The 19,094-nt window shown below is 55.5% G+C and carries 16 protein-coding genes; 6 read left to right on the top strand and 10 right to left on the bottom strand.

Annotated features, from left to right (window positions below):
* Window positions 1-4: 4 nt before the first annotated feature.
* The gene (locus KP80_RS08095) at window positions 5-1,435 is read right to left on the bottom strand and encodes an N-acyl-D-amino-acid deacylase family protein (RefSeq protein ID WP_052283087.1); all 1,431 of its coding nucleotides are present in this window, start codon (window positions 1,433-1,435) and stop codon (window positions 5-7) included.
* 202 nt (window positions 1,436-1,637) lie between these two features.
* Between KP80_RS08095 and KP80_RS08100 the strand changes: the two genes are divergently transcribed.
* Window positions 1,638-2,858, top strand: a complete 1,221-nt coding sequence (locus tag KP80_RS08100) for an amino acid deaminase (protein WP_052283088.1) — start codon at window positions 1,638-1,640, stop codon at window positions 2,856-2,858.
* A gap of 39 nt (window positions 2,859-2,897) precedes the next feature.
* Here KP80_RS08100 and KP80_RS08105 read toward each other — a convergent pair whose 3' ends face one another.
* Window positions 2,898-3,986, bottom strand: coding sequence for a MurR/RpiR family transcriptional regulator (locus KP80_RS08105; protein WP_052283089.1), 1,089 nt, complete (start codon window positions 3,984-3,986; stop codon window positions 2,898-2,900).
* A gap of 276 nt (window positions 3,987-4,262) precedes the next feature.
* On the opposite strand from KP80_RS08105, the gene KP80_RS08110 reads away from it, so the two are divergent.
* The 3 genes from KP80_RS08110 to celB are packed head-to-tail and all read left to right on the top strand — an operon-like array spanning window position 4,263 to window position 7,290.
* Window positions 4,263-4,568 carry a PTS sugar transporter subunit IIB gene (locus tag KP80_RS08110; RefSeq protein WP_052283090.1) on the top strand — a complete coding sequence of 102 codons (306 nt, stop codon included), beginning with the start codon at window positions 4,263-4,265 and terminating at the stop codon, window positions 4,566-4,568.
* 16 nt (window positions 4,569-4,584) lie between these two features.
* Entirely contained in the window at window positions 4,585-5,889 is a 1,305-nt protein-coding gene (locus KP80_RS08115; protein ID WP_052283091.1) for a 6-phospho-beta-glucosidase, read from the top strand.
* 51 nt (window positions 5,890-5,940) lie between these two features.
* On the top strand, window positions 5,941-7,290 hold the full coding sequence (gene celB, locus KP80_RS08120) for a PTS cellobiose transporter subunit IIC (RefSeq protein WP_156315617.1): 1,350 nt from the start codon (window positions 5,941-5,943) through the stop codon (window positions 7,288-7,290).
* A gap of 110 nt (window positions 7,291-7,400) precedes the next feature.
* Here the strand turns inward: celB and carB are convergent, their stop codons facing one another.
* The 4 genes from carB to KP80_RS08140 all read right to left on the bottom strand — a co-directional run bounded on the left by carB (window position 7,401) and on the right by KP80_RS08140 (window position 13,969).
* On the bottom strand, window positions 7,401-10,625 hold the full coding sequence (carB, locus tag KP80_RS08125) for a carbamoyl-phosphate synthase large subunit (protein WP_052283093.1): 3,225 nt from the start codon (window positions 10,623-10,625) through the stop codon (window positions 7,401-7,403).
* Between the two features lie 17 nt (window positions 10,626-10,642).
* Entirely contained in the window at window positions 10,643-11,791 is a 1,149-nt protein-coding gene (gene carA, locus KP80_RS08130) for a glutamine-hydrolyzing carbamoyl-phosphate synthase small subunit (protein ID WP_052283094.1), read from the bottom strand.
* 455 nt (window positions 11,792-12,246) lie between these two features.
* Window positions 12,247-13,068, bottom strand: coding sequence for a 4-hydroxy-tetrahydrodipicolinate reductase (dapB, locus tag KP80_RS08135; RefSeq protein WP_052283095.1), 822 nt, complete (start codon window positions 13,066-13,068; stop codon window positions 12,247-12,249).
* Window positions 13,069-13,336: 268 nt separating this feature from the next.
* Window positions 13,337-13,969, bottom strand: coding sequence for a serine-tRNA(Ala) deacylase AlaX (locus KP80_RS08140; protein WP_052283096.1), 633 nt, complete (start codon window positions 13,967-13,969; stop codon window positions 13,337-13,339).
* Between the two features lie 92 nt (window positions 13,970-14,061).
* On the opposite strand from KP80_RS08140, the gene KP80_RS08145 reads away from it, so the two are divergent.
* Window positions 14,062-14,970 (top strand): LysR family transcriptional regulator, encoded by a 909-nt coding sequence (locus tag KP80_RS08145; RefSeq protein ID WP_052283097.1) that lies wholly within the window; start codon window positions 14,062-14,064, stop codon window positions 14,968-14,970.
* Here KP80_RS08145 and KP80_RS08150 read toward each other — a convergent pair.
* Window positions 14,934-15,869, bottom strand: a complete 936-nt coding sequence (locus KP80_RS08150) for a LysR family transcriptional regulator (RefSeq protein WP_052283098.1) — start codon at window positions 15,867-15,869, stop codon at window positions 14,934-14,936. The genes KP80_RS08145 and KP80_RS08150 overlap by 37 nt on opposite strands.
* Before the next feature lie 126 nt (window positions 15,870-15,995).
* Here KP80_RS08150 and KP80_RS08155 point away from each other — a divergent pair, with 126 nt between their 5' ends.
* A complete protein-coding gene (locus KP80_RS08155) occupies window positions 15,996-16,694 on the top strand; it encodes an SDR family NAD(P)-dependent oxidoreductase (RefSeq protein WP_052283099.1) in 699 nt (232 codons plus the stop codon).
* Between the two features lie 3 nt (window positions 16,695-16,697).
* Here the strand turns inward: KP80_RS08155 and rihC are convergent, their stop codons facing one another.
* From rihC to fkpB, 3 genes are all read right to left on the bottom strand, one after another.
* Window positions 16,698-17,612 (bottom strand): ribonucleoside hydrolase RihC, encoded by a 915-nt coding sequence (gene rihC, locus KP80_RS08160; RefSeq protein WP_052283100.1) that lies wholly within the window; start codon window positions 17,610-17,612, stop codon window positions 16,698-16,700.
* A gap of 65 nt (window positions 17,613-17,677) precedes the next feature.
* Window positions 17,678-18,628, bottom strand: coding sequence for a 4-hydroxy-3-methylbut-2-enyl diphosphate reductase (ispH, locus tag KP80_RS08165; protein ID WP_052283103.1), 951 nt, complete (start codon window positions 18,626-18,628; stop codon window positions 17,678-17,680).
* 1 nt (window position 18,629) lies between these two features.
* A complete protein-coding gene (fkpB, locus tag KP80_RS08170; protein ID WP_052283105.1) occupies window positions 18,630-19,079 on the bottom strand; it encodes an FKBP-type peptidyl-prolyl cis-trans isomerase in 450 nt (149 codons plus the stop codon).
* Window positions 19,080-19,094: the final 15 nt, after the last annotated feature.

A 19,094-nucleotide genomic window follows, 5' to 3' on the forward strand; every position in this document is an offset into this window, starting at 1 on the left:
TGGCCTACCGGCGCAGGAATCGCCCGGCACGCCCGATAATTTTATGATCCTGACCATAGCTCATCACACCGTTAACCATCACTGCCTCGATACCGGCGGCAGGCTGCTGTGGATCGCTGAAACTGGCCACATCACGGACAGTTTGTGGATCAAACAGCACCAAATCGGCGAAATAGCCACATTTTACCAGCCCGCGCTCGGCAAGCTGGAAACGCGCCGCCGACATCCCGGTCATCTTGTGAACCGCCTCGGTCAGCGGGAAAAGCTGCTCATCGCGACTGTAGTGCCCCAGAACGCGCGGGAATGCGCCCCACAGGCGTGGATGCGGCATCGGATCATTAGGTAATCCATCAGATCCAACCATCGTCAGCGGATAGCGCAGCACCCGCTGCACGTCCTGCTCATCCATGTTGTAGTAGATGGCTCCGGCAGGCATCAGCCGTTTGCCAGCCTCTTCCAGGCTCAACGACCAGCTATCGGCAATCTGCTGCAAAGTCTGCCCGGCCATTTCCGGATGCGGGGTGGACCAGGTGATAACAATGTCGAAATCAGCGGTAATTTGCTTCATATCCAGCGTTGATGAACTGGCGGAATACGGGTAGCAGTCACAGGCAACATCCTGGTGCTGGCGTACCTTATCGAACAACGCCAGCGTTTCTACCGTTCGTCCCCAGTTTTTCGCCCCCGCGCATTTATGGTGCGATACCACCACGGGGACCTTCGCATAGCGACCCACGCGGAATGCCTCATCAAGGGCGTCGAGAATCGGTTCAAATTCAGAGCGTAAATGCGTGGTGTAAATGCCATTTCCCTCAGCCAGCTCCTGCGCCAGCGCCATCACCTCTTCCGTCGTCGACTGGAAGGCGGAAGCATAGGCCAGCCCGGTGCTCAGCCCTAACGCACCCTGCTGCAGAGCCAGACGCAGCTGCTCACGCATGGCATCAATCTCCGCGTCATTGGCGGCGCGGAACAGTGAGTCCATATGGTTATTACGCAGCGCAGTGTGGCCAATGAGCGTTCCGACATTCACCGCAGGCCGTGCCTGAGTCACCGCTTCGGCGTAGGCATCAACCGTTGGGTAGATAAAATGCCCGGCCTCGCCCAGCAGATTCATTGGGTCGGGAACCTCGCCTTTCATGCTCGCCGCTGCCGCGCTAATACCGCAATTCCCCACGATGACGGTTGTCACCCCCTGGCTGATTTTCGGCAGATACTCAGGCATACGGATAACGTTGATGTCATCGTGCGTGTGAACATCAATAAACCCCGGCGCTAACACTCGCCCGGTGCCGTCAATCTCATGCTGGGCTGAGCCGTGGATAGCAGGAGCGATCTCAACAATGCGATCGCCTTTTACCGCCACATCACCGCGATACTGCGGGCTGCCGCTGCCGTCGATAACCGTGACATTGCGGAACAGATAATCAAACTGCATCTCTTCATTACCCCTGTCGTTTCCTGCCTTAAAGTTGACCATTTACAAGTGCAGAAAACAGTGAAAGACTACGCAAAACAAGCGCTGAATAATGATACTTTAATTCACTAACAACAATAAAAATTAAAAATTTCGATTATTTACATAAAGTTAAAACTGAAATGAATCATGATACAAAAAACAATCGCTAAGGAATTATGTTATGAAATACCAGAACAGCTTCCTCGTCCCTCACAAATCCGCCCCACTGTTTACCCCTGCTAATATTCTCAATGAAGACGTTTGTCTGCCGGCCGCTGTTATCAAAAAGACGGCACTAGACAACAATATTCAGTGGATGCAGCGCTATGCCGATACGCGCGGTGTGTCGCTGGCACCGCACGGTAAAACCACCATGACCCCATGGATTTTCCAACAGCAACAGCGGGCGGGCGCCTGGGCAATTGGCGTTGGCAGCGCCTGGCAAGCCAGCGTGGCGATGGCCAGCGGTATTCAGCGCGTACTGATGGTGAATCAGCTGGTCGGCAAGGCCAATATGCAGCTCATCTCCGAGCTAAAAACCCAATACCCGCAGGTCGACTATCTGTGCTGCGTCGACAGCATCGATAACGCCCGCACGCTTTCGGCCTTCTTTGCAGGCAAAAACCAGACGCTGGATATTTTGCTGGAGCTGGGCGTCCCGGGCGGACGCTGCGGCTGCCGCACGGCAGAGCAGGCACTGACGCTGGCAGACGAGATCTCCCGCCTACCGGCCTTACGCCAACGTGGCCTGGAGCTGTACGAAGGGGTGCTGCACGGCGACAACCCGCAGCCAAAAGTTGAAGCGCTACTGCGCGATGCCGCTGCGCTGGCCTGTCAGCTTCAGCGCTACGTTAAGGGCGAGTTTATTCTGACCGGCGCAGGTTCGGTGTGGTATGACGTGGTCTGTAACGTCTGGCTGGAGACGGCAAAACCAACGAACTGCCGGATCGTGATTCGTCCAGGTTGCTACATCACGCACGATGATGGGATCTATCTGGAAGCACAGGATGCGATCCTTGCCCGCGATCGGACCGCCTGCGATCTCGGCGGCTGTCTGGTTTCGGCGCTGGAACTGGTCGCGATGGTGCAATCAGTGCCGGAACCCTCCCGGGCGATAGTGAATTTTGGTAAGCGTGACAGCGCCTTTGACGCCGGATTACCGCAGCCTATCGCACATTATCGCGCTGGAAAATCTCGAGAACTGGCAGTGAAAAGTATCGAAACCACCGGCATTATGGATCAACATGCGATGCTAAAACTGGCGCCTGAAAGCGATGTGAAGGTCGGCGATATTCTGGTATTCAGCACTTCGCATCCCTGCCTGACCTTCGACAAATGGAAAGCGCTACTGCTGGTTGACGAGGGCTACAACGTGCTGGAAACCCTGGAAACCGCGTTCTGACAAGAGGCCTCGCGTCACACGGCGTGAGGCACAATGACTCTACTTGTTCTCAATCCCATCGCAGAGTAGATCAATCACCAGTAGCGAACCGTAGCGCGGATCGTTAAGCGGCAGCGAGATCGTATCTTCATGTGCAAGCGTGCCTTGCGATTCGCCAATCACTACGATGTCCGCTCCCGCCCACCGCGCCTGATGAACGGCGGCAATCAACGCGCTGCCAGGGACGCTGGCAGCAAACACCACCAGCACCTGGCCGGCTCCCAGCATCGATGCGGTAATCCCCATCAGCGCAGGATCCAGGCAGACGTTCGCCGGATAGCCCTGGGTGAGCAACCGGTACTGCAAAAGATTAGCAAACGGCGCATCGGCGGTGCTGGCACTGAAAATATGCCGCCCCTTTGCCTGTTTTATCACGCTAGCCGCCTTTTCAACCGCCGCCGGAGACAGCTCGCAGAGCTGGGTATTGAGCGATTGCTGAATATGATTAAGCGTTTCACGCCATGGTCCGGGCATATCCCCGCCGTTCAGCGGCGTGCTGGCCTGCGCCAGCTTCATGCGAAGATCGCGAATATCGTCACAGCCCGCCGCGCGTGCAAAGCGGGTGATCGTCGCCGGGCTAACCCCCGCCGCGGTCGCTAGCTGATCGATAGTGGCAGAAGCCGCAAATGACACATCGTCGAGGATCATCTGGGCAACGCGCGACTCCTGTTGGCTGAAATCATGCAGTCGCTGGCGGATTTGCCCCAGAATATCGTCACTGCTTTCCCGGCCGATCGAATGGGAAAAACGTTCGAGAATGTCGCGACTCACCCCCGCATTCTTCGCCAGCTTTTGCAGCGTTCCGGGATCGACCCACGCGGCGTCGCCCAGCATCGGTGCCACCGGCAACGCACGGCTGTTATCCTGCTGCTGCCGTCGCACCTGGCCAATAAAATCGTTGATATCGCTACAGCCAATGCTGCGCGAGAAATGCTGTAGCGTCGCCGGGCTCACGCCCGCTTTAGCCGCCAACTCCTCAATGGTCGCTTCGGGGATTTGGGCAAAATTGTCGAGGAAAAAACGTGCCAGACGGGATTCCTGCGCCGGTAGCCCAGAGATCCCATTCACCAGCTGATAAACAATATCCATAACCAGAGTGTCCTCTTGTCGGCAGATTCTTTTCTGCTCATGAAAAACATCATAATTTATTGAAATTATTTTTCAATTTATTCGATCGTCTACGCGATACCTCCGCGAAAAAGATCCTGAAATATTCATTTTCTTTGCGAGGATCACATTTTCATCCCTTCACCATAGGCTTATGCAATATTTTAACGCCGATCACACTCATGAAAATAATTTTCATACATCCTAAGCAAAACCGCTAATGTATGAAATATGTTTTCAAACGAGGGGAAAGATGTAATGAAAAAAATCATGTTGTGCTGCGCCGCTGGGATGTCCACCAGCATGCTGGTGCAGAAGATGCGCGCCGAAGCCGAAAAACGTGCGCTGGCGGTAGAAATCAACGCCTACCCGGTCGCGGAAATTGAACAACAGCTTGCCCACGCCGACGTCGTGCTGCTGGGCCCACAGGTGCAGTTTGAGCTGGCGCGCCTGAGCGAGATTTCCGCGCCTCTCGGTAAACCAGTGGCGGTTATCGACATGATGGATTACGGCACCATGCGCGGCGATCGCGTACTCGACAAAGCGATCCAGCTGATGGCCTAAGGCCGTGGAGAAGATAATGAAAATTACCGTTATTGGTGGGGGGAGCAGCTATACCCCGGAATTGATTGAAGGATTAATTACGCGCCATGCCTCCCTCCCCATGGCGGAACTGGCGCTGGTTGACGTTGAGGCGGGACGCCAGAAGGTTGAGATCATCGCCGCCCTCGCCCGCCGCATGCTCGACCGCAACGGGCTGGAATCGGTGAAAGTATCGGTCCATTTCGATGCCGATAATGCCATTAAAGGATCGCAATTTGTTCTCACCCAGCTACGCGTAGGCCAGTTGCCCGCTCGCGCGGCTGATGAACGCCTGGGATTAAGCCATAAGCTGCTGGGACAAGAAACCACTGGCGTCGGTGGCTTTGCCAAAGCGCTGCGCACCATCCCGGTCATGCTGGATATCGCCGAACGCGTGGAACGCCTGGCTCCAGATGCGTGGATCATTAACTTCACCAACCCCGCGGGGATCGTCACCGAAGCGGTATCACGCCACAGCAAGGCCAAAATTATTGGCCTGTGTAACGTGCCGGTCACCATGCACCACATGATTGCCGACATGCTGAAACTGCCTTATGACGAGGTCTCACTGCGCTTTGCTGGCCTGAATCATATGGTTTGGGTACATAACGTGCTGGCCGGCGGGCGCGATGCCACCGACGAAGTGATTGAGATGCTGTGCGACGGCGAGCAGCTGTCGATGAATAACATCAAAGCGATTCCATGGCCGCCTGAGCTGCTGCGGGCGCTGCGCGCCATTCCTTGCCCCTATCACCGTTACTTCTGGCAAACCCGCACCATGCTGGAAGACGAACTGGCGGACGCCGACAGCAAAGGCACTCGTGCCGAGCAGGTAATGAAAGTGGAAGCGTCGCTATTCGAGCTGTACGCCGATCCGCATCTGGATAAGAAACCCGAATCGCTGAGCCAGCGCGGCGGTTCTTTCTATTCCGAAGTGGCGGTCCAGCTGATTAACGCCCTGCATAACAACCTCGGCGTTGAAATGGTGGTCAACACCGCCAACAACGGTGCTATTCAAGGGCTGCCGGACGATGCGGTGATTGAAACCAACTGCCTGATTGATGCACTCGGCGCGCATCCACTGGCCTTTGGCAAACTGCCGCCGCTGATGAACGGCCTGACGCAGCAAGTGAAAGATTTCGAACGTCTGACCATCGATGCAGCGGTGCACGGCGACAAAGATAAAGCGCTGCTGGCGCTGGTTGCCAACCCATTAGTCGCCGACGTCAACCTGGCGGCGGCGCTGGTCGACGAGGTACTAAGCATCAATAAAGCGTGGCTGCCGCAGTTCGGCAAACAATAACTAAAACAATAAAACCCGGTCGGCAACGTCTGCTCCGGGCAGGGGGTGTCTGTGAATAAATCGATAATTGATAAATACGTTTTGCCGACCGCGCTAAAGATCGCCGGACAAAAACACGTGCTTTCGGTGCGTGACGGTATCATCCTCAATATGCCGTTTATGCTAATAGGCTCGTTTTTCCTGATTTTTGCCTATCTGCCGGTACCGGGCTACGGCCAGCTGATGAGTGAACTTTTCGGCCCAACGTGGCAGGAGAAAGTCCTCTATCCGGTGAAGGCGACCTACGACATCATGGCACTGATCTCCAGCTTCGGTATCGCCTACCGTCTGGCGGAGAAGTACCGCACCCTTGATCCGCTGACCGCCGGGGCCGTATCTCTGGTGGCCTTCGTGATGACCATTCCTCAACACATCATGTTTACGCCTGCGGGCAGCGATGTGGCACAGCTGGTGAAAGGAGTGATGCCGATGGGGCAAATTGGCAGTCAGGGGCTATTCGTGGCCATCCTGATTGCCCTGCTGTCTACGGAAATCTACCGCTTCGTGAATGACCGTAATTTGGTTATCCGCATGCCGGAAGGCGTTCCTCCGGCGGTGGCGAAATCATTCCTCGCGCTGATCCCTGGTTTCTGCGTGCTGGCAGTGGTGCTGGCGCTGCGTCTGCTGGTTGAAGCCACGCCGTTTGGCGACATTAATACCATGATCACCGAGCTGGTTGGCATCCCGATGAGCCACGTCGGCGGTTCATTGCCGGGGATGATTATCTCGGTACTGCTGATTGGGATTCTGTGGATGTTGGGCCTGCACGGCGACACCATCGTACTGGTGTTTATCCGCCCGGTCTGGTTAAGCAATATGTCTGAGAACCTGGAAGCATTCCAGAACGGCCTGCCGATCCCACACATCATTACCCAGCAGTTTTACGACTTATGGATTGCGCCGGGTGGCACCGGGGCGCTGTTAGGGCTGGTGATTTTCATGATTCTGCGCAGCCGCAGCGTGCAGATGAAGCAGCTCGGTAAAATCGCCGCGCCGGGCAGCCTGTTTAATATCAGTGAGCCGATGGTATTCGGTATTCCGATCGTGATGAACCCGTACCTGGTGGTGCCGTTTATCCTGACCCCGGTGGTGCTGGTGATTGTCTCTTACGTGGCGATGACTACCGGTCTGGTGGCCAAACCGGCCGGGATCGCGCTGCCGTTTACCACGCCAATTGTGGTCAGCGGATATCTGGCAACCGGTGGCCATATCTCCGGTTCGGTGCTGCAAATCGTCAATCTTGGCATCTCGCTGGTGATGTATTACCCGTTCTTCCGCATCTGGGATAACCTGAAATATCGTGAGGAGCAGGCCAGCAAGTCACAGCAGGTCTCCGGCGTGACACCAGCGACAGAACAGTAATACACCGGGCGTTGTAATAAGCCGCCGCCGCAAGGCGAACGGTCAGAAAAAGAGTCAGATGTACCAAACAAAAACGCCGGGCAGAGCCCGGCGTTTTTTATGCCTTACGCTTACTTATTAATCTGCGCATGCATTTCCTGAACTGACGTCACCTTCTCGGTGGCATCCGCATTCAGCGCCATCGCGGTAGCGAAGCCGCCGTTCAGGGTGGTGTCGTAATGCACCTTGTACTGCAGCGCGCTGCGGCGAATCAGCTTGGAGTCTTCAATCGCCTGACGACCTGCGGTGGTGTTGATGATGTAGGTGTATTCGCCATTCTTGATACGGTCCTGAATGTGCGGACGACCTTCATGCACCTTGTTCACCAGGCGTGGGTTAATACCCGCTTCGCCCAGTACTACGGCGGTACCGTGGGTAGCATCCAACTCAAAGCCCTGTTTCAGCAGCTTAGCGGCCAGGTCAACCACGCGCTCTTTATCGCCTTCACGGACGGAGAGCAGCGCACGGCCCTGTTTTTTCATGGTAGAACTGCTGCCCAGTTGCGCCTTAGCGAAGGCTTCTGCGAAGGTGCGGCCCACGCCCATCACTTCCCCGGTGGAGCGCATTTCTGGCCCTAACAGTGGGTCAACGCCTGGGAATTTGTTGAACGGCAGTACCACTTCTTTGACCGAGTAGTACGGTGGGATGATTTCTTCAGTCACACCCTGCTGTGCCAGCGTTTGGCCAGCCATCACGCGTGCTGCCACTTTCGCCAGCGGTACACCGGTGGCTTTAGAGACGAACGGTACGGTACGTGCCGCACGCGGGTTAACTTCAATCAGGTAGACTTCGTTATCTTTCACCGCAAACTGCACGTTCATCAGACCGCGTACCTGCAGCTCGAAGGCCAGTTTCTGCACCTGCTGGCGCATCACGTCCTGAATTTCCTGGCTCAGCGTGTAGGCTGGCAGAGAACATGCGGAGTCACCGGAGTGAACGCCAGCCTGCTCGATGTGCTCCATGATACCGCCAATCAGCACCATTTCACCGTCACAGATAGCGTCCACATCGACTTCAATCGCGTCGTCCAGGAAGCGGTCCAGCAGTACTGGCGCATCGTTAGACACGCTGACTGCGGTCTGGAAGTAGCGACGCAGGTCAGCTTCGTCGTAGACGATTTCCATCGCGCGGCCGCCGAGTACATAAGAAGGGCGAACCACCAGCGGATAGCCGATATCTTTCGCTTTCTCTACCGCCATTTCGATGGCAGTTACGGTGGCGTTCGCCGGCTGTTTCAGCTTCAGACGGTCAACCGCATGCTGGAAGCGCTCACGGTCTTCTGCGCGGTCGATGGCATCCGGGCTGGTACCGATAACCGGTACACCTGCGGCTTCCAGCGCACGCGCCAGTTTCAGTGGGGTCTGGCCGCCGTACTGCACGATGACGCCTTTTGGCTTCTCGATGCGTACGATTTCCAGCACGTCTTCCAGGGTAACCGGCTCAAAGTACAGGCGGTCAGAGGTGTCGTAGTCGGTCGAAACGGTTTCCGGGTTACAGTTGACCATGATGGTCTCGTAACCGTCTTCACGCAGCGCCAGTGAGGCGTGTACGCAGCAGTAGTCAAATTCGATACCCTGGCCGATACGGTTCGGGCCGCCGCCGAGAACCATGATTTTATCGCGGTCAACGGACGGGTTAGACTCACACTCATCTTCATAGGTGGAGTACATGTAGGCGGTATCGGTCGCGAACTCTGCCGCACAGGTATCGACGCGCTTGTAGACCGGGTGCAGGTCATACTGGTCGCGCAGTTTGCGGATTTCCGCTTCGCGTACGCCAGCCAGCTTCGCCAGACGCGCATCGGCAAAGCCTTTACGTTTCAGGTGGCGCAGGAAGTCAGCGTTGAGGCCGGTGATACCGACTTCAGCCACTTTCTCTTCCAGGCGAACCAGCTCTTCAATCTGCACCAGGAACCAGCGGTCAATGTTGGTCAGGTTAAAGACGCCATCAACGGACAGGCCCGCACGGAAGGCATCGGCGATGTACCAGATACGCTCGGCACCCGCGTCTTTCAGCTCGCGGCGGATTTTGGTCAGCGCTTCTGGGTCGTCAAGGCTCACTTTCGGGTCGAAACCGGTCGCGCCCACTTCCAGGCCGCGCAGAGCTTTCTGCAGAGATTCCTGCTGAGTACGGCCAATTGCCATCACTTCACCGACAGATTTCATCTGGGTGGTCAGGCGGTCGTTCGCGCCAGCAAATTTCTCGAAGTTGAAGCGAGGAATCTTGGTTACAACATAGTCGATGGACGGTTCGAAGGATGCCGGAGTACGGCCGCCGGTGATGTCGTTCATCAGTTCGTCGAGGGTGTAGCCCACCGCCAGTTTCGCCGCGACTTTAGCAATCGGGAAACCGGTGGCTTTAGACGCCAGCGCCGAAGAGCGGGATACACGCGGGTTCATTTCGATGACAATCAGGCGACCGTCTTTCGGGTTTACCGAGAACTGGACGTTAGAGCCACCGGTCTCGACGCCGATTTCACGCAGTACCGCCATCGAAGCGTTACGCATGATTTGGTATTCTTTGTCGGTCAGGGTCTGCGCAGGTGCCACGGTGATAGAGTCACCGGTGTGGATGCCCATGGCGTCGAAGTTTTCGATAGAGCAGACGATGATGCAGTTGTCGTTTTTATCACGCACCACTTCCATCTCGTACTCTTTCCAGCCAATCAGCGACTCATCAATCAGCAGCTCTTTGGTTGGGGACAGATCCAGACCGCGTTCGCAAATTTCTTCGAACTCTTCGCGGTTGTAGGCGATACCGCCGCCGGTGCCGCCCATGGTAAAGCTTGGACGGATGATGCACGGATAGCCCACGTCAGCGGCAACTGCCAGCGCTTCTTCCATGGTATGTGCGATGCCGGAACGCGCGGTGTCGAGGCCAATTTTCTTCATCGCCACGTCGAAACGGCGGCGGTCTTCGGCTTTATCAATCGCGTCGGCGGTCGCACCAATCATGGTGACGCCGAACTCTTCCAGCACGCCCTGGCGTTCCAGCTCCAGCGCACAGTTCAGCGCGGTCTGGCCACCCATGGTTGGCAGCACGGCATCCGGACGTTCTTTCTCGATGATTTTGCGTACCACTTCCCAGTGAATCGGCTCGATGTAGGTCGCATCGGCCATTTCCGGGTCGGTCATGATAGTTGCTGGGTTGGAGTTCACCAGAATGACGCGGTAACCTTCTTCACGCAGCGCTTTACACGCCTGGGCACCGGAGTAGTCAAACTCACACGCCTGACCGATAACAATCGGGCCCGCGCCCAGAATCAGGATACTTTTTATGTCTGTACGTTTTGGCATGGCTCTTTAACTCCTGATTATTTCGCGGACTGACGGTATTGCTCAATTAACTCGATAAAGTGGTCGAACAGCGGCGCAGCATCGTGTGGACCCGGGCTCGCTTCAGGGTGACCCTGGAAGCTAAATGCCGGTTTATCGGTGCGGTGAATCCCCTGCAGCGTGCCATCGAACAGCGATTTGTGGGTCACGCGCAGGTTAGCAGGCAGCGTCGCTTCATCCACCGCAAAGCCGTGGTTTTGCGCGGTAATCATCACCACGTTGTTATCGATATCTTTCACTGGGTGGTTGCCACCGTGGTGACCGAATTTCATCTTGATGGTTTTCGCACCGCTGGCCAGCGCAAGCAGCTGATGGCCCAGGCAGATGCCGAAGACCGGAACCTCGGTCTGGAGGAATTTTTCAATCGCTTCAATCGCGTAGTCACACGGAGCCGGGTCACCGGGGCCGTTTGACAGGAAGATACCGTCTGGATTCATTTTCAGCACCTCTTCGGCAGAGGTTTTCGCCGGGACAACCGTCAGGCGGCAGCCGCGGTCTACCAGCATACGCAGAATGTTGCGTTTGGCGCCAAAATCGTAGGCAACGACGTGGAACGGCAGCTCTTCTTCGGACTTCGCTTCCGGCAGTTCGCCTGCCAGCGTCCAGCTACCCTGAGTCCAGCCGTAGGTTTCAGCCGTGGTCACTTCTTTTGCCAGGTCCATTCCGTTCAAGCCTGGGAACGCTTTGGCTTTTTCCAGCGCCAGCTGCGCATCGAGGTTATCATCCGCGATGATGCAGCCGTTCTGAGCGCCTTTCTCGCGCAGCAAACGAGTCAGCTTACGGGTATCGATATCGGCAATCGCCACGATGTTATGGCGCTTAAGATAAGAAGAGAGGTCTTCTGTGTTGCGGTAGTTACTGGCAATCAGCGGCAGGTCGCGAATGACCAGACCCTGAGCATGAACTTGGGAAGACTCTTCATCGGCGGCGTTGGTGCCGACATTACCAATATGGGGATAAGTAAGAGTGACGATTTGGCGAGAATAGGAAGGATCAGTGAGGATTTCTTGATAACCGGTCATTGAAGTATTGAAAACGACTTCCCCAACCGCCGAACCCGTTGCCCCGATGGCCCGACCGTAAAACTGGGTTCCGTCTTCCAGAACCAATAGCGCTGACTTAATCAAAACACCCTCCAGAGAATATTTACTCGCTTTATTTGCATATTAATTCATAACAATGGCACAAATCAATGCAAATCTGCTTACCGACGTATTTCTGGCAAACGGCGGCATTCTAGAGATAGCCTCAGCAAAAGTCTACCTTAAAGGGCATTTTTTATTATTATTTTGTGGCACTGGTGAAATCAGTCGCCAAAAGAGGTTAAAAAGATCAACTAACTCATTGTAGAAAACGCTTGCGGACCAGGAAGAGTGTTAAATGGCATCAGGCGGAGTCAAAAAGTAGACCAGATGGTCAAAATTTACATTTAACCAACACTTTAAAGCAAGAAAATATAGGAAAATGCCAATCTAAGAGGTTATTAACCAATAAACAGATAAAATAAAGGGCGATAAAATATCGCCCTGTGTAATCAAGTCGTTATGATTACAACAACCACATCACGATGGGTAATAAACTCTTATAGATCATTCAAATTCAATACATCACGCATGTCAAAAAGACCATTTGACTTTGATTTAAGCCATAAAGCCGATCTCACCGCGCCGTTGGCAAACGTCATGCGGCTGGAAGCCTTGTGGGTAATCTCCACGCGCTCGCCAATGTCCGCAAACATGGCGGTATGTTCGCCCACGATGTCGCCCGCACGTACGGTTGCAAAACCAATGGTGCCCGGTACGCGTTCGCCGGTATAGCCTTCACGCGAGTAGACCGCGCACTCTTTTAGATCTTTATCCAGCGCACCGGCAATTGCCTCACCCATTGCCAGCGCGGTGCCCGAAGGCGCATCCACTTTGTGGCGGTGGTGCGCTTCAATAATTTCGATATCGGTGTAGTCACCCATCACCTTCGCCGCTTTCTCCAGCAGCTTCAGCATCACGTTAACGCCAACGCTAAAATTGGCCGCAAACACAATAGCAATCTGTTGAGAAGCATCGTGAATGGCCTGTTTACCCGCATCGTCGAAACCGGTGGTGCCAATCACCATGCCTTTGCCGTGCTGACGGCAAAATGCCAGGTGCGTTAACGTCCCTTCCGGGCGCGTAAAATCGATAAACACGTCAAAATCATCTTTTACCGCTTCGAGGCTGCTCTGAACGGTCACGCCAGACTTTCCTGCTCCCGCCAGCTCACCGGCATCGCTGCCCAACAAGGAGGAGCCTTCGCGTTCCAGCGCAGCACCCAGTTGAACGCCTTCCATTGCCATCGCAGCTTGAATTAACTGTCGTCCCATACGGCCGCCAGCGCCCGCGATGGCAACGCGGATTTGTGCATCATGCATAGCTATTCTCTTTTATTAAAATTGCGTAAATCGTTTTCAGAGTAACCAGCCCGCTGGAGGGTCGCTAGCCGAAAACGTCCATAATTAGAATTTAATGATAAACAGAGAGGAATATCAGTAAAAGACATGATTCATCCCGCAGGATGAATCATTGCCGTAGTGAGGGAAGGAAGTCAAACTCGCTCGCAATCGCGTGGAGTGGTGAGAAAACAACCAGAAAAACGCAGACAGCCAGCCAATCAACGTAGCCCTATTGCAGGTGAGGACTTCATGGCTGTAACGAATAGTGAACGATCATTTGTCCCTTCTTGAGCTTTAGCTGGGTTATTGTCACCTCACCAATCTCAGATAATTGGGCGACATGCGTTCCACCGCACGGATATCCAGCCAACTCACCAAATCCCACCTGCCGTAAACCACCGTCGAAGGTGATTCGGCGCGAAAGATTCACACCCTGCCAGTCACGGAGGGTTGCCAGTAAAGTGTCTGCTTCTGGTAGCCGATGCGATTCACCCGGCGCAAAGGTGATACGCCCTTCGCCCGGCCAGTGATGGGCCTTAACCGGCCGCCAACCGCACTGTTCACCCGCCATGCCTATCAGATGTCCGGCAGAATGCAGCCGCGCGTGGAGCTGGCGGCGATCAACGTCAACACATAGCCTTGCCTCTCCCAACGGGAGTGGCTCTGCCACAATATGTACTACCTCTTCACCGCGCGATATCACGCTTTGTACCACTGCACTTTCAATCCAACCGCTGTCCGCAGGCTGTCCGCCGCCCTGTGGGTGAAACAGCGTACGGTCTAACACAATGGCATATTGCCCATCCGATTCGGCCAAACAACTGATAATGTTAGCCTGCCCTTCAGTCGCATCGCTGGTGTAATAAAGGCGTTCAGTCATGGTTGTTCTCCTCTTAATGAGCAGAGTATATTCAATTTACTCACGACGATAATCCCGTGTACGCTCAATGCATCTTTGCCTGGAATGCACAAATGAACCCTAATCTCCTTCCCGATCTTGCGACCTTTGTATTGATTATCGACCAGGGCAGTTTTTCGGCTGCCGCAAAAATCGCAGGAGCAACGCCTTCAGCCATGAGCCGAAGCGTTTCGCGTCTTGAACAGGCGCTGGGCAGCAAACTGCTGCATCGCACCACGCGTAAGCTGGCGCTGAGCGATACCGGCAAGATGGTATATGAACATGCCCAGGAGATGCTGAGTGCGGCGCAGATGGCAATAGATTCCGCTAGCAGCCGCCAGAATATTGCCCAGGGGAAGCTGACCGTCAGCGTTCCTAAAGCCGTCGGGCGATTTGTCGTCCACCCTTTGATGGCTGAATTCTTCGCACGCTTCCCTGACGTGGATGTCTGCCTGCGACTGGAAGATCGCTATATGGATCTCATTGACGATGGCGTTGACCTGGCGCTGCGTATCAGCCAATCGCCATCGCCTGGCCTCTACGGTAAAGCGCTGATGCCGGTCAGCCATATTATCTGCGCCACGCCGGAATACTTACGCCGCCACGGAACGCCGGATAATCCACAGGCACTGCGCGATCACAGCTGCATTAGCCTTGGCGAGACGCCCGCCGACTCGCGCTGGAAATTTCGCCGTGGTGATAAAGTAGAAACCCTGCAAACGCGTGGGCGCTATGCCGCCAACCATACCGGCGTGCGGCTGGATGCGGTAAAGCATCATCTGGGGATTGGCAGCCTGCCGCTTTTCACCGCACGCGAAGCGCTGGCCAGCGGCGAGATTGTACAGGTTCTGCCCGAGTGGGAATTTATCAGCGACTACAGCGGTGATCTGTGGCTGCTGTGGACACGCGACAAGCATATGCCGGCCAGAATGCGGGCGATGATTGATTACCTCAGTGAGAAACTCTCCGGCTCCAGCGTCTGACAGACGCTTAGCACCTGCTGCCGCAGCCAGCGATGCGCCGGGTCCATTTCCATTCGGGGATGCCACATCTGCGAAACGGTAATCGGTGGCGTTTTTACCGGCAGCGCAAAGCCCTGAAATACCCCTTCAGGAAAACGCGCCTGCTGGTTAGCAAACCAGGAAGCCGGAACCTGAGCAATGAGATCGGCGTGTTGAACCACCGACATTGCCGCCGAGTATCCCGGTACAATAGCGGCAATGTTGCGCTGAAGCCCCAATTCAGCAAGAGCAATATCGACCGGCCCCTGCGCTTTACCGTGACGTGATGATACGACGTGCCCAAAGGCCGCGTAGCGCTCCGCGCTCACTTCCCCCGTTTGCAGCAGCGGATGCCCCTGCCGCACCATGCCGACAAAATGGTCGCGGAAAAGCGCCTGCAAGCGGATCTCTGGCCCCATCCCGCTCAATACACCGATCTCCAGATCCACCCGCCCTTCGCGAAGCGGTGCGGCATCTTTCTCCGCTTTTGGTACAAAACAGAGACACACACCCGGTGCGACAGCCGCCACCGCGTTAATGAGGCACGGCCCGAAGGTTTCAATAAACCCTTCATTAGTCCGCAGCGTGAACGTTCTTTCCAACGCCGGCAGCGTCAACGCCGATACCACCGGCGTCAATACTAAACGCGCTTCCAGCGTGGCGCTATTAGCCCGCTGCTGGATAGCCTGCGCATGCGGCGTTAACACCATCCGTCGGCCTGCACGCACCAGCAACGGGTCACCGGTGGCAGTACGCAGCCGGGATAAGGTCCGGCTCATCGCCGAGGCACTCAACCCCAAACGCCGCGCAGCACCGGCAACGCTGGCTTCGCTCAGCAGCGCATCCAACGCCAACAGCAAATTAAAATCAGGCTCGTTCATGGCGGACTCCGAATGAGGTAAGGCGTTTGATGCAGGTTATTACTGTAATCGCTGCGTCTTCCGCCATCTAATGTTTACTTCTATATTTTCGACATCACGCGACATTCGCGAACTGGAGAGAACATCATGCACAGCAAAACCTTACTTTTGATTGGCGCATCACGCGGTCTGGGCCATGCCATGGCAGAAACCTTTGTTCAACACGGCTGGCAGGTGATCGGTACTGTCCGCAATACCGCCCAAGACACACCGTTGCACGCGCTAGCGCGCGAATACCCACAGCAGGTACGAATTGAACAGCTGGATATCTGTGAACCGACACAAATCAGTGCGCTACGCCAACGGCTCAGCGGCCAAGCGATTGATATGCTGTTTGTGAATGCGGGAACCACCAACCGCGATCCTTCGCAGACTATTGGTGAAATCACCACCGACGAGTTTATGCAGGTCATGCTGACCAACGCCCTGTCGCCAATGCGAGTGATTGAACAGATCGCCCCACAGGTCAGCGATGGCGGGCTGATTGGTGTCATGTCTTCAGGCCAGGGCAGCATTGCGAATAATGAGGGCGGGCAGCGCGAACTTTACCGGGGAAGTAAAGCCGCGCTGAATATGTTTATGCGTAGCCTGGCCGCACGTCCAGAGATGAAGGCACGGCCGATGGTGACGATGGCGCCGGGCTGGATAAAAACGGCGCTGGGCGGCCCTGATGCGCCCTACACCATGGAAGAAACCATCCCGCTGCTGGTCAATGTGCTGCTGGAAAAACAGCAGCGGCCAGGGCTCGAATACCTCGACTTTCGTGGCAATACGGTTCCCTGGTAATCACTACGCTGCGCGCGACAGGACTTCAGCCACCCACGCCTGAAAACCGGCAACGTCCAGCCCCAGCGCAACCTGCGCGTTGGCGGGCTGGCCGAGCCGCCCTTCAATATCCACCACGGTCGTACCTGCGGTGTATTGTCCCTGCTTCTCAACGGCCACAAAGCACGATTGCAGCGTAAACAGTTCAGGACTTACCAGCCACGCAATCGCGCACAGGTCGTGCATCCGTAATCCACTTTGCATACTGCCGCTTCGGTAGTGGCTAAATAGTGCGTGCAGCATCGCACCGGTTTTATTGAGCGCCGGGAGTGACGCAAGGTAGTCCGGAGTCAGCATCGCCTGGTTAGTGACATCCAACCCACACATCACAATATCCAGGCCGCTGCGGAACACCAGGGCAGCAGCTTCCGGGTCGATAGCAATATTGAACTCTGCGTTTGGGGTAAAATTACCGCGTCCGGCCGAGCCGCCCATAATCACCAGGCGACGGATATTAAAGCGGCATTCGGGGTATTGCGTCAGCAGCAGAGCTATGTTGGTCAACGGGCCAATTGCCACCAGCGTGATGGGCTCCGGCGCCAGCATCAGCGCGTCGCGGATAGCCTGGAACGCCGGTTTCGCCAGCGGCTGGCGGTTATGTTCAACAAAGTCGTATCCTTCCATGCCGGATTCACCGTGCACAGAAGCCGCGTCGCGCAGCGGACGAACCAGCGGCGCAGCGGCACCCTGCGCCAGCGGGATATCGGCGTCCCAGAAATGCAGCAGTTGTAGGCCATTGCGCGTTGTTTTTTCAACGGAGACGTTACCGGCAACGGTGGTCATGAGCTGCAGATCCAGCTCGGGAGCAAAAATGGCGGCGGCAATCGCCGCGGCATCGTCGATGCCGGGATCGGTATCAAGAAATATAGGCAGGCGCATGATTTCTCCATAAAAAATGCCAGACGTTAAGCCTGGCATTTTTTCACATCTGCGGGAGAATTAATTTATTCGACTTCACGAACATCCACACGCAGCTCGCGCGGGACCTCAAAGACGATATTCTCTTCACGGCCTTCAAGCGTGATGGCTTCACCACCGCCCAGCGATTGAAGGCGGGCAATGACGTTCTGCACCAGAATGTCCGGCGCCGAAGCCCCAGCGGTCACGCCGACGCAGGTAGCATCCTTCACCCACGCTTCCTGAATATCCGTGGCATCGTCAATCAGATAGGCGGCTTTGCCCATTCGCTGCGCCAGCTCGGCCAGACGATTGGAGTTGGAGGAGTTTTTGGAGCCGACCACCAGCACCACATCCGCCTGCTGAGCAAGCGAACGCACCGCTTCCTGGCGGTTAGTGGTAGCGTAGCAAATGTCATCTTTACGCGGGCCAACGATTTTCGGGAAACGCTCACGCAAGGCGTCAATGACGTCTGAAGTATCGTCCACCGAAAGCGTCGTTTGGGTCATAAATGACAGTTTGCTCTCATCCTTCACCGCCAGCGTCAGCACATCTTCCGGCGATTCAACCAGATACATGCCCCCTTTCGGATTGCTGTACTGGCCCATGGTGCCTTCCACTTCCGGATGGCCGGCGTGGCCGATAAGAATCGACTCTTCGCCACGACGGCTGGCACGGGCAACTTCCATGTGGACTTTAGTCACCAGCGGGCAGGTTGCATCAAATACCGTTAAATCACGGCCTTTGGCTTCGTTACGTACGGCCTGCGACACACCATGCGCGGAAAAGATCAGAATTGCGCCATCCGGCACTTCGCTAATCTGCTCGATAAAGATAGCCCCGCGCTCGCGCAGGCTGTCCACCACGTAGCGGTTATGTACCACTTCGTGGCGCACGTAGATTGGCGCGCCATAAATAGCGAGCGCATTTTCAACAATGCTGATAGCGCGGTCAACGCCTGCACAAAAGCCGCGTGGGTTGGCCAACAGGATCTGCATTTTACGCCTCCAGTACCGGATCGACTTCCAGTACTTCAATATCAAAGTGAACGGTATGACCTGCCAGCGGATGGTTAAAATCAACCGTGATCGAATCACCGTTAATCTCGCGCACAACGCCCGGCATTTCGCTGCCATCCATTGCGGTGAACAGCATGATCGCACCGATGGTTGGCTCACCCGCATCCATAAATTCGCGGCGTGAGAAATACTGAATCAGATCCGGTGTTGAGATACCAAATGCCGCATCTGGCTCCAGCGAGAACGCTTTTTTATCCCCGGCCTTCAGGCCGAGAAGATGCTGTTCCAGCCCTTCAGACAGCGTAGCATCACCCAGACGAAACATTGCGGGTTTGCCGTTGCTACGGGTGGACTCGGCGGTAGAGCCATCGTCGAGTTTCAGCGTGAAGTGCACCAGCACTGCGCTATTGCTTTGAATCGTTTTAGACATGCAGGGACAGCCTTC

This window comes from Kluyvera genomosp. 1 (assembly GCF_001266615.1).
Lineage (GTDB): Bacteria > Pseudomonadota > Gammaproteobacteria > Enterobacterales > Enterobacteriaceae > Kluyvera > Kluyvera cryocrescens_A.

Coding starts and splice junctions, on each gene's coding strand:
- KP80_RS08095 (WP_052283087.1), bottom strand. CDS start 1,435: ATGCAGTTTGATTATCTGTTCCGCAATGTCACGGTTATCGACGGCAGC.
- KP80_RS08100 (WP_052283088.1), top strand. CDS start 1,638: ATGAAATACCAGAACAGCTTCCTCGTCCCTCACAAATCCGCCCCACTG.
- KP80_RS08105 (WP_052283089.1), bottom strand. CDS start 3,986: ATGGATATTGTTTATCAGCTGGTGAATGGGATCTCTGGGCTACCGGCG.
- KP80_RS08110 (WP_052283090.1), top strand. CDS start 4,263: ATGAAAAAAATCATGTTGTGCTGCGCCGCTGGGATGTCCACCAGCATG.
- KP80_RS08115 (WP_052283091.1), top strand. CDS start 4,585: ATGAAAATTACCGTTATTGGTGGGGGGAGCAGCTATACCCCGGAATTG.
- carB (WP_052283093.1), bottom strand. CDS start 10,625: ATGCCAAAACGTACAGACATAAAAAGTATCCTGATTCTGGGCGCGGGC.
- dapB (WP_052283095.1), bottom strand. CDS start 13,068: ATGCATGATGCACAAATCCGCGTTGCCATCGCGGGCGCTGGCGGCCGT.
- KP80_RS08140 (WP_052283096.1), bottom strand. CDS start 13,969: ATGACTGAACGCCTTTATTACACCAGCGATGCGACTGAAGGGCAGGCT.
- KP80_RS08145 (WP_052283097.1), top strand. CDS start 14,062: ATGAACCCTAATCTCCTTCCCGATCTTGCGACCTTTGTATTGATTATC.
- KP80_RS08150 (WP_052283098.1), bottom strand. CDS start 15,869: ATGAACGAGCCTGATTTTAATTTGCTGTTGGCGTTGGATGCGCTGCTG.
- KP80_RS08155 (WP_052283099.1), top strand. CDS start 15,996: ATGCACAGCAAAACCTTACTTTTGATTGGCGCATCACGCGGTCTGGGC.
- rihC (WP_052283100.1), bottom strand. CDS start 17,612: ATGCGCCTGCCTATATTTCTTGATACCGATCCCGGCATCGACGATGCC.
- ispH (WP_052283103.1), bottom strand. CDS start 18,628: ATGCAGATCCTGTTGGCCAACCCACGCGGCTTTTGTGCAGGCGTTGAC.
- fkpB (WP_052283105.1), bottom strand. CDS start 19,079: ATGTCTAAAACGATTCAAAGCAATAGCGCAGTGCTGGTGCACTTCACG.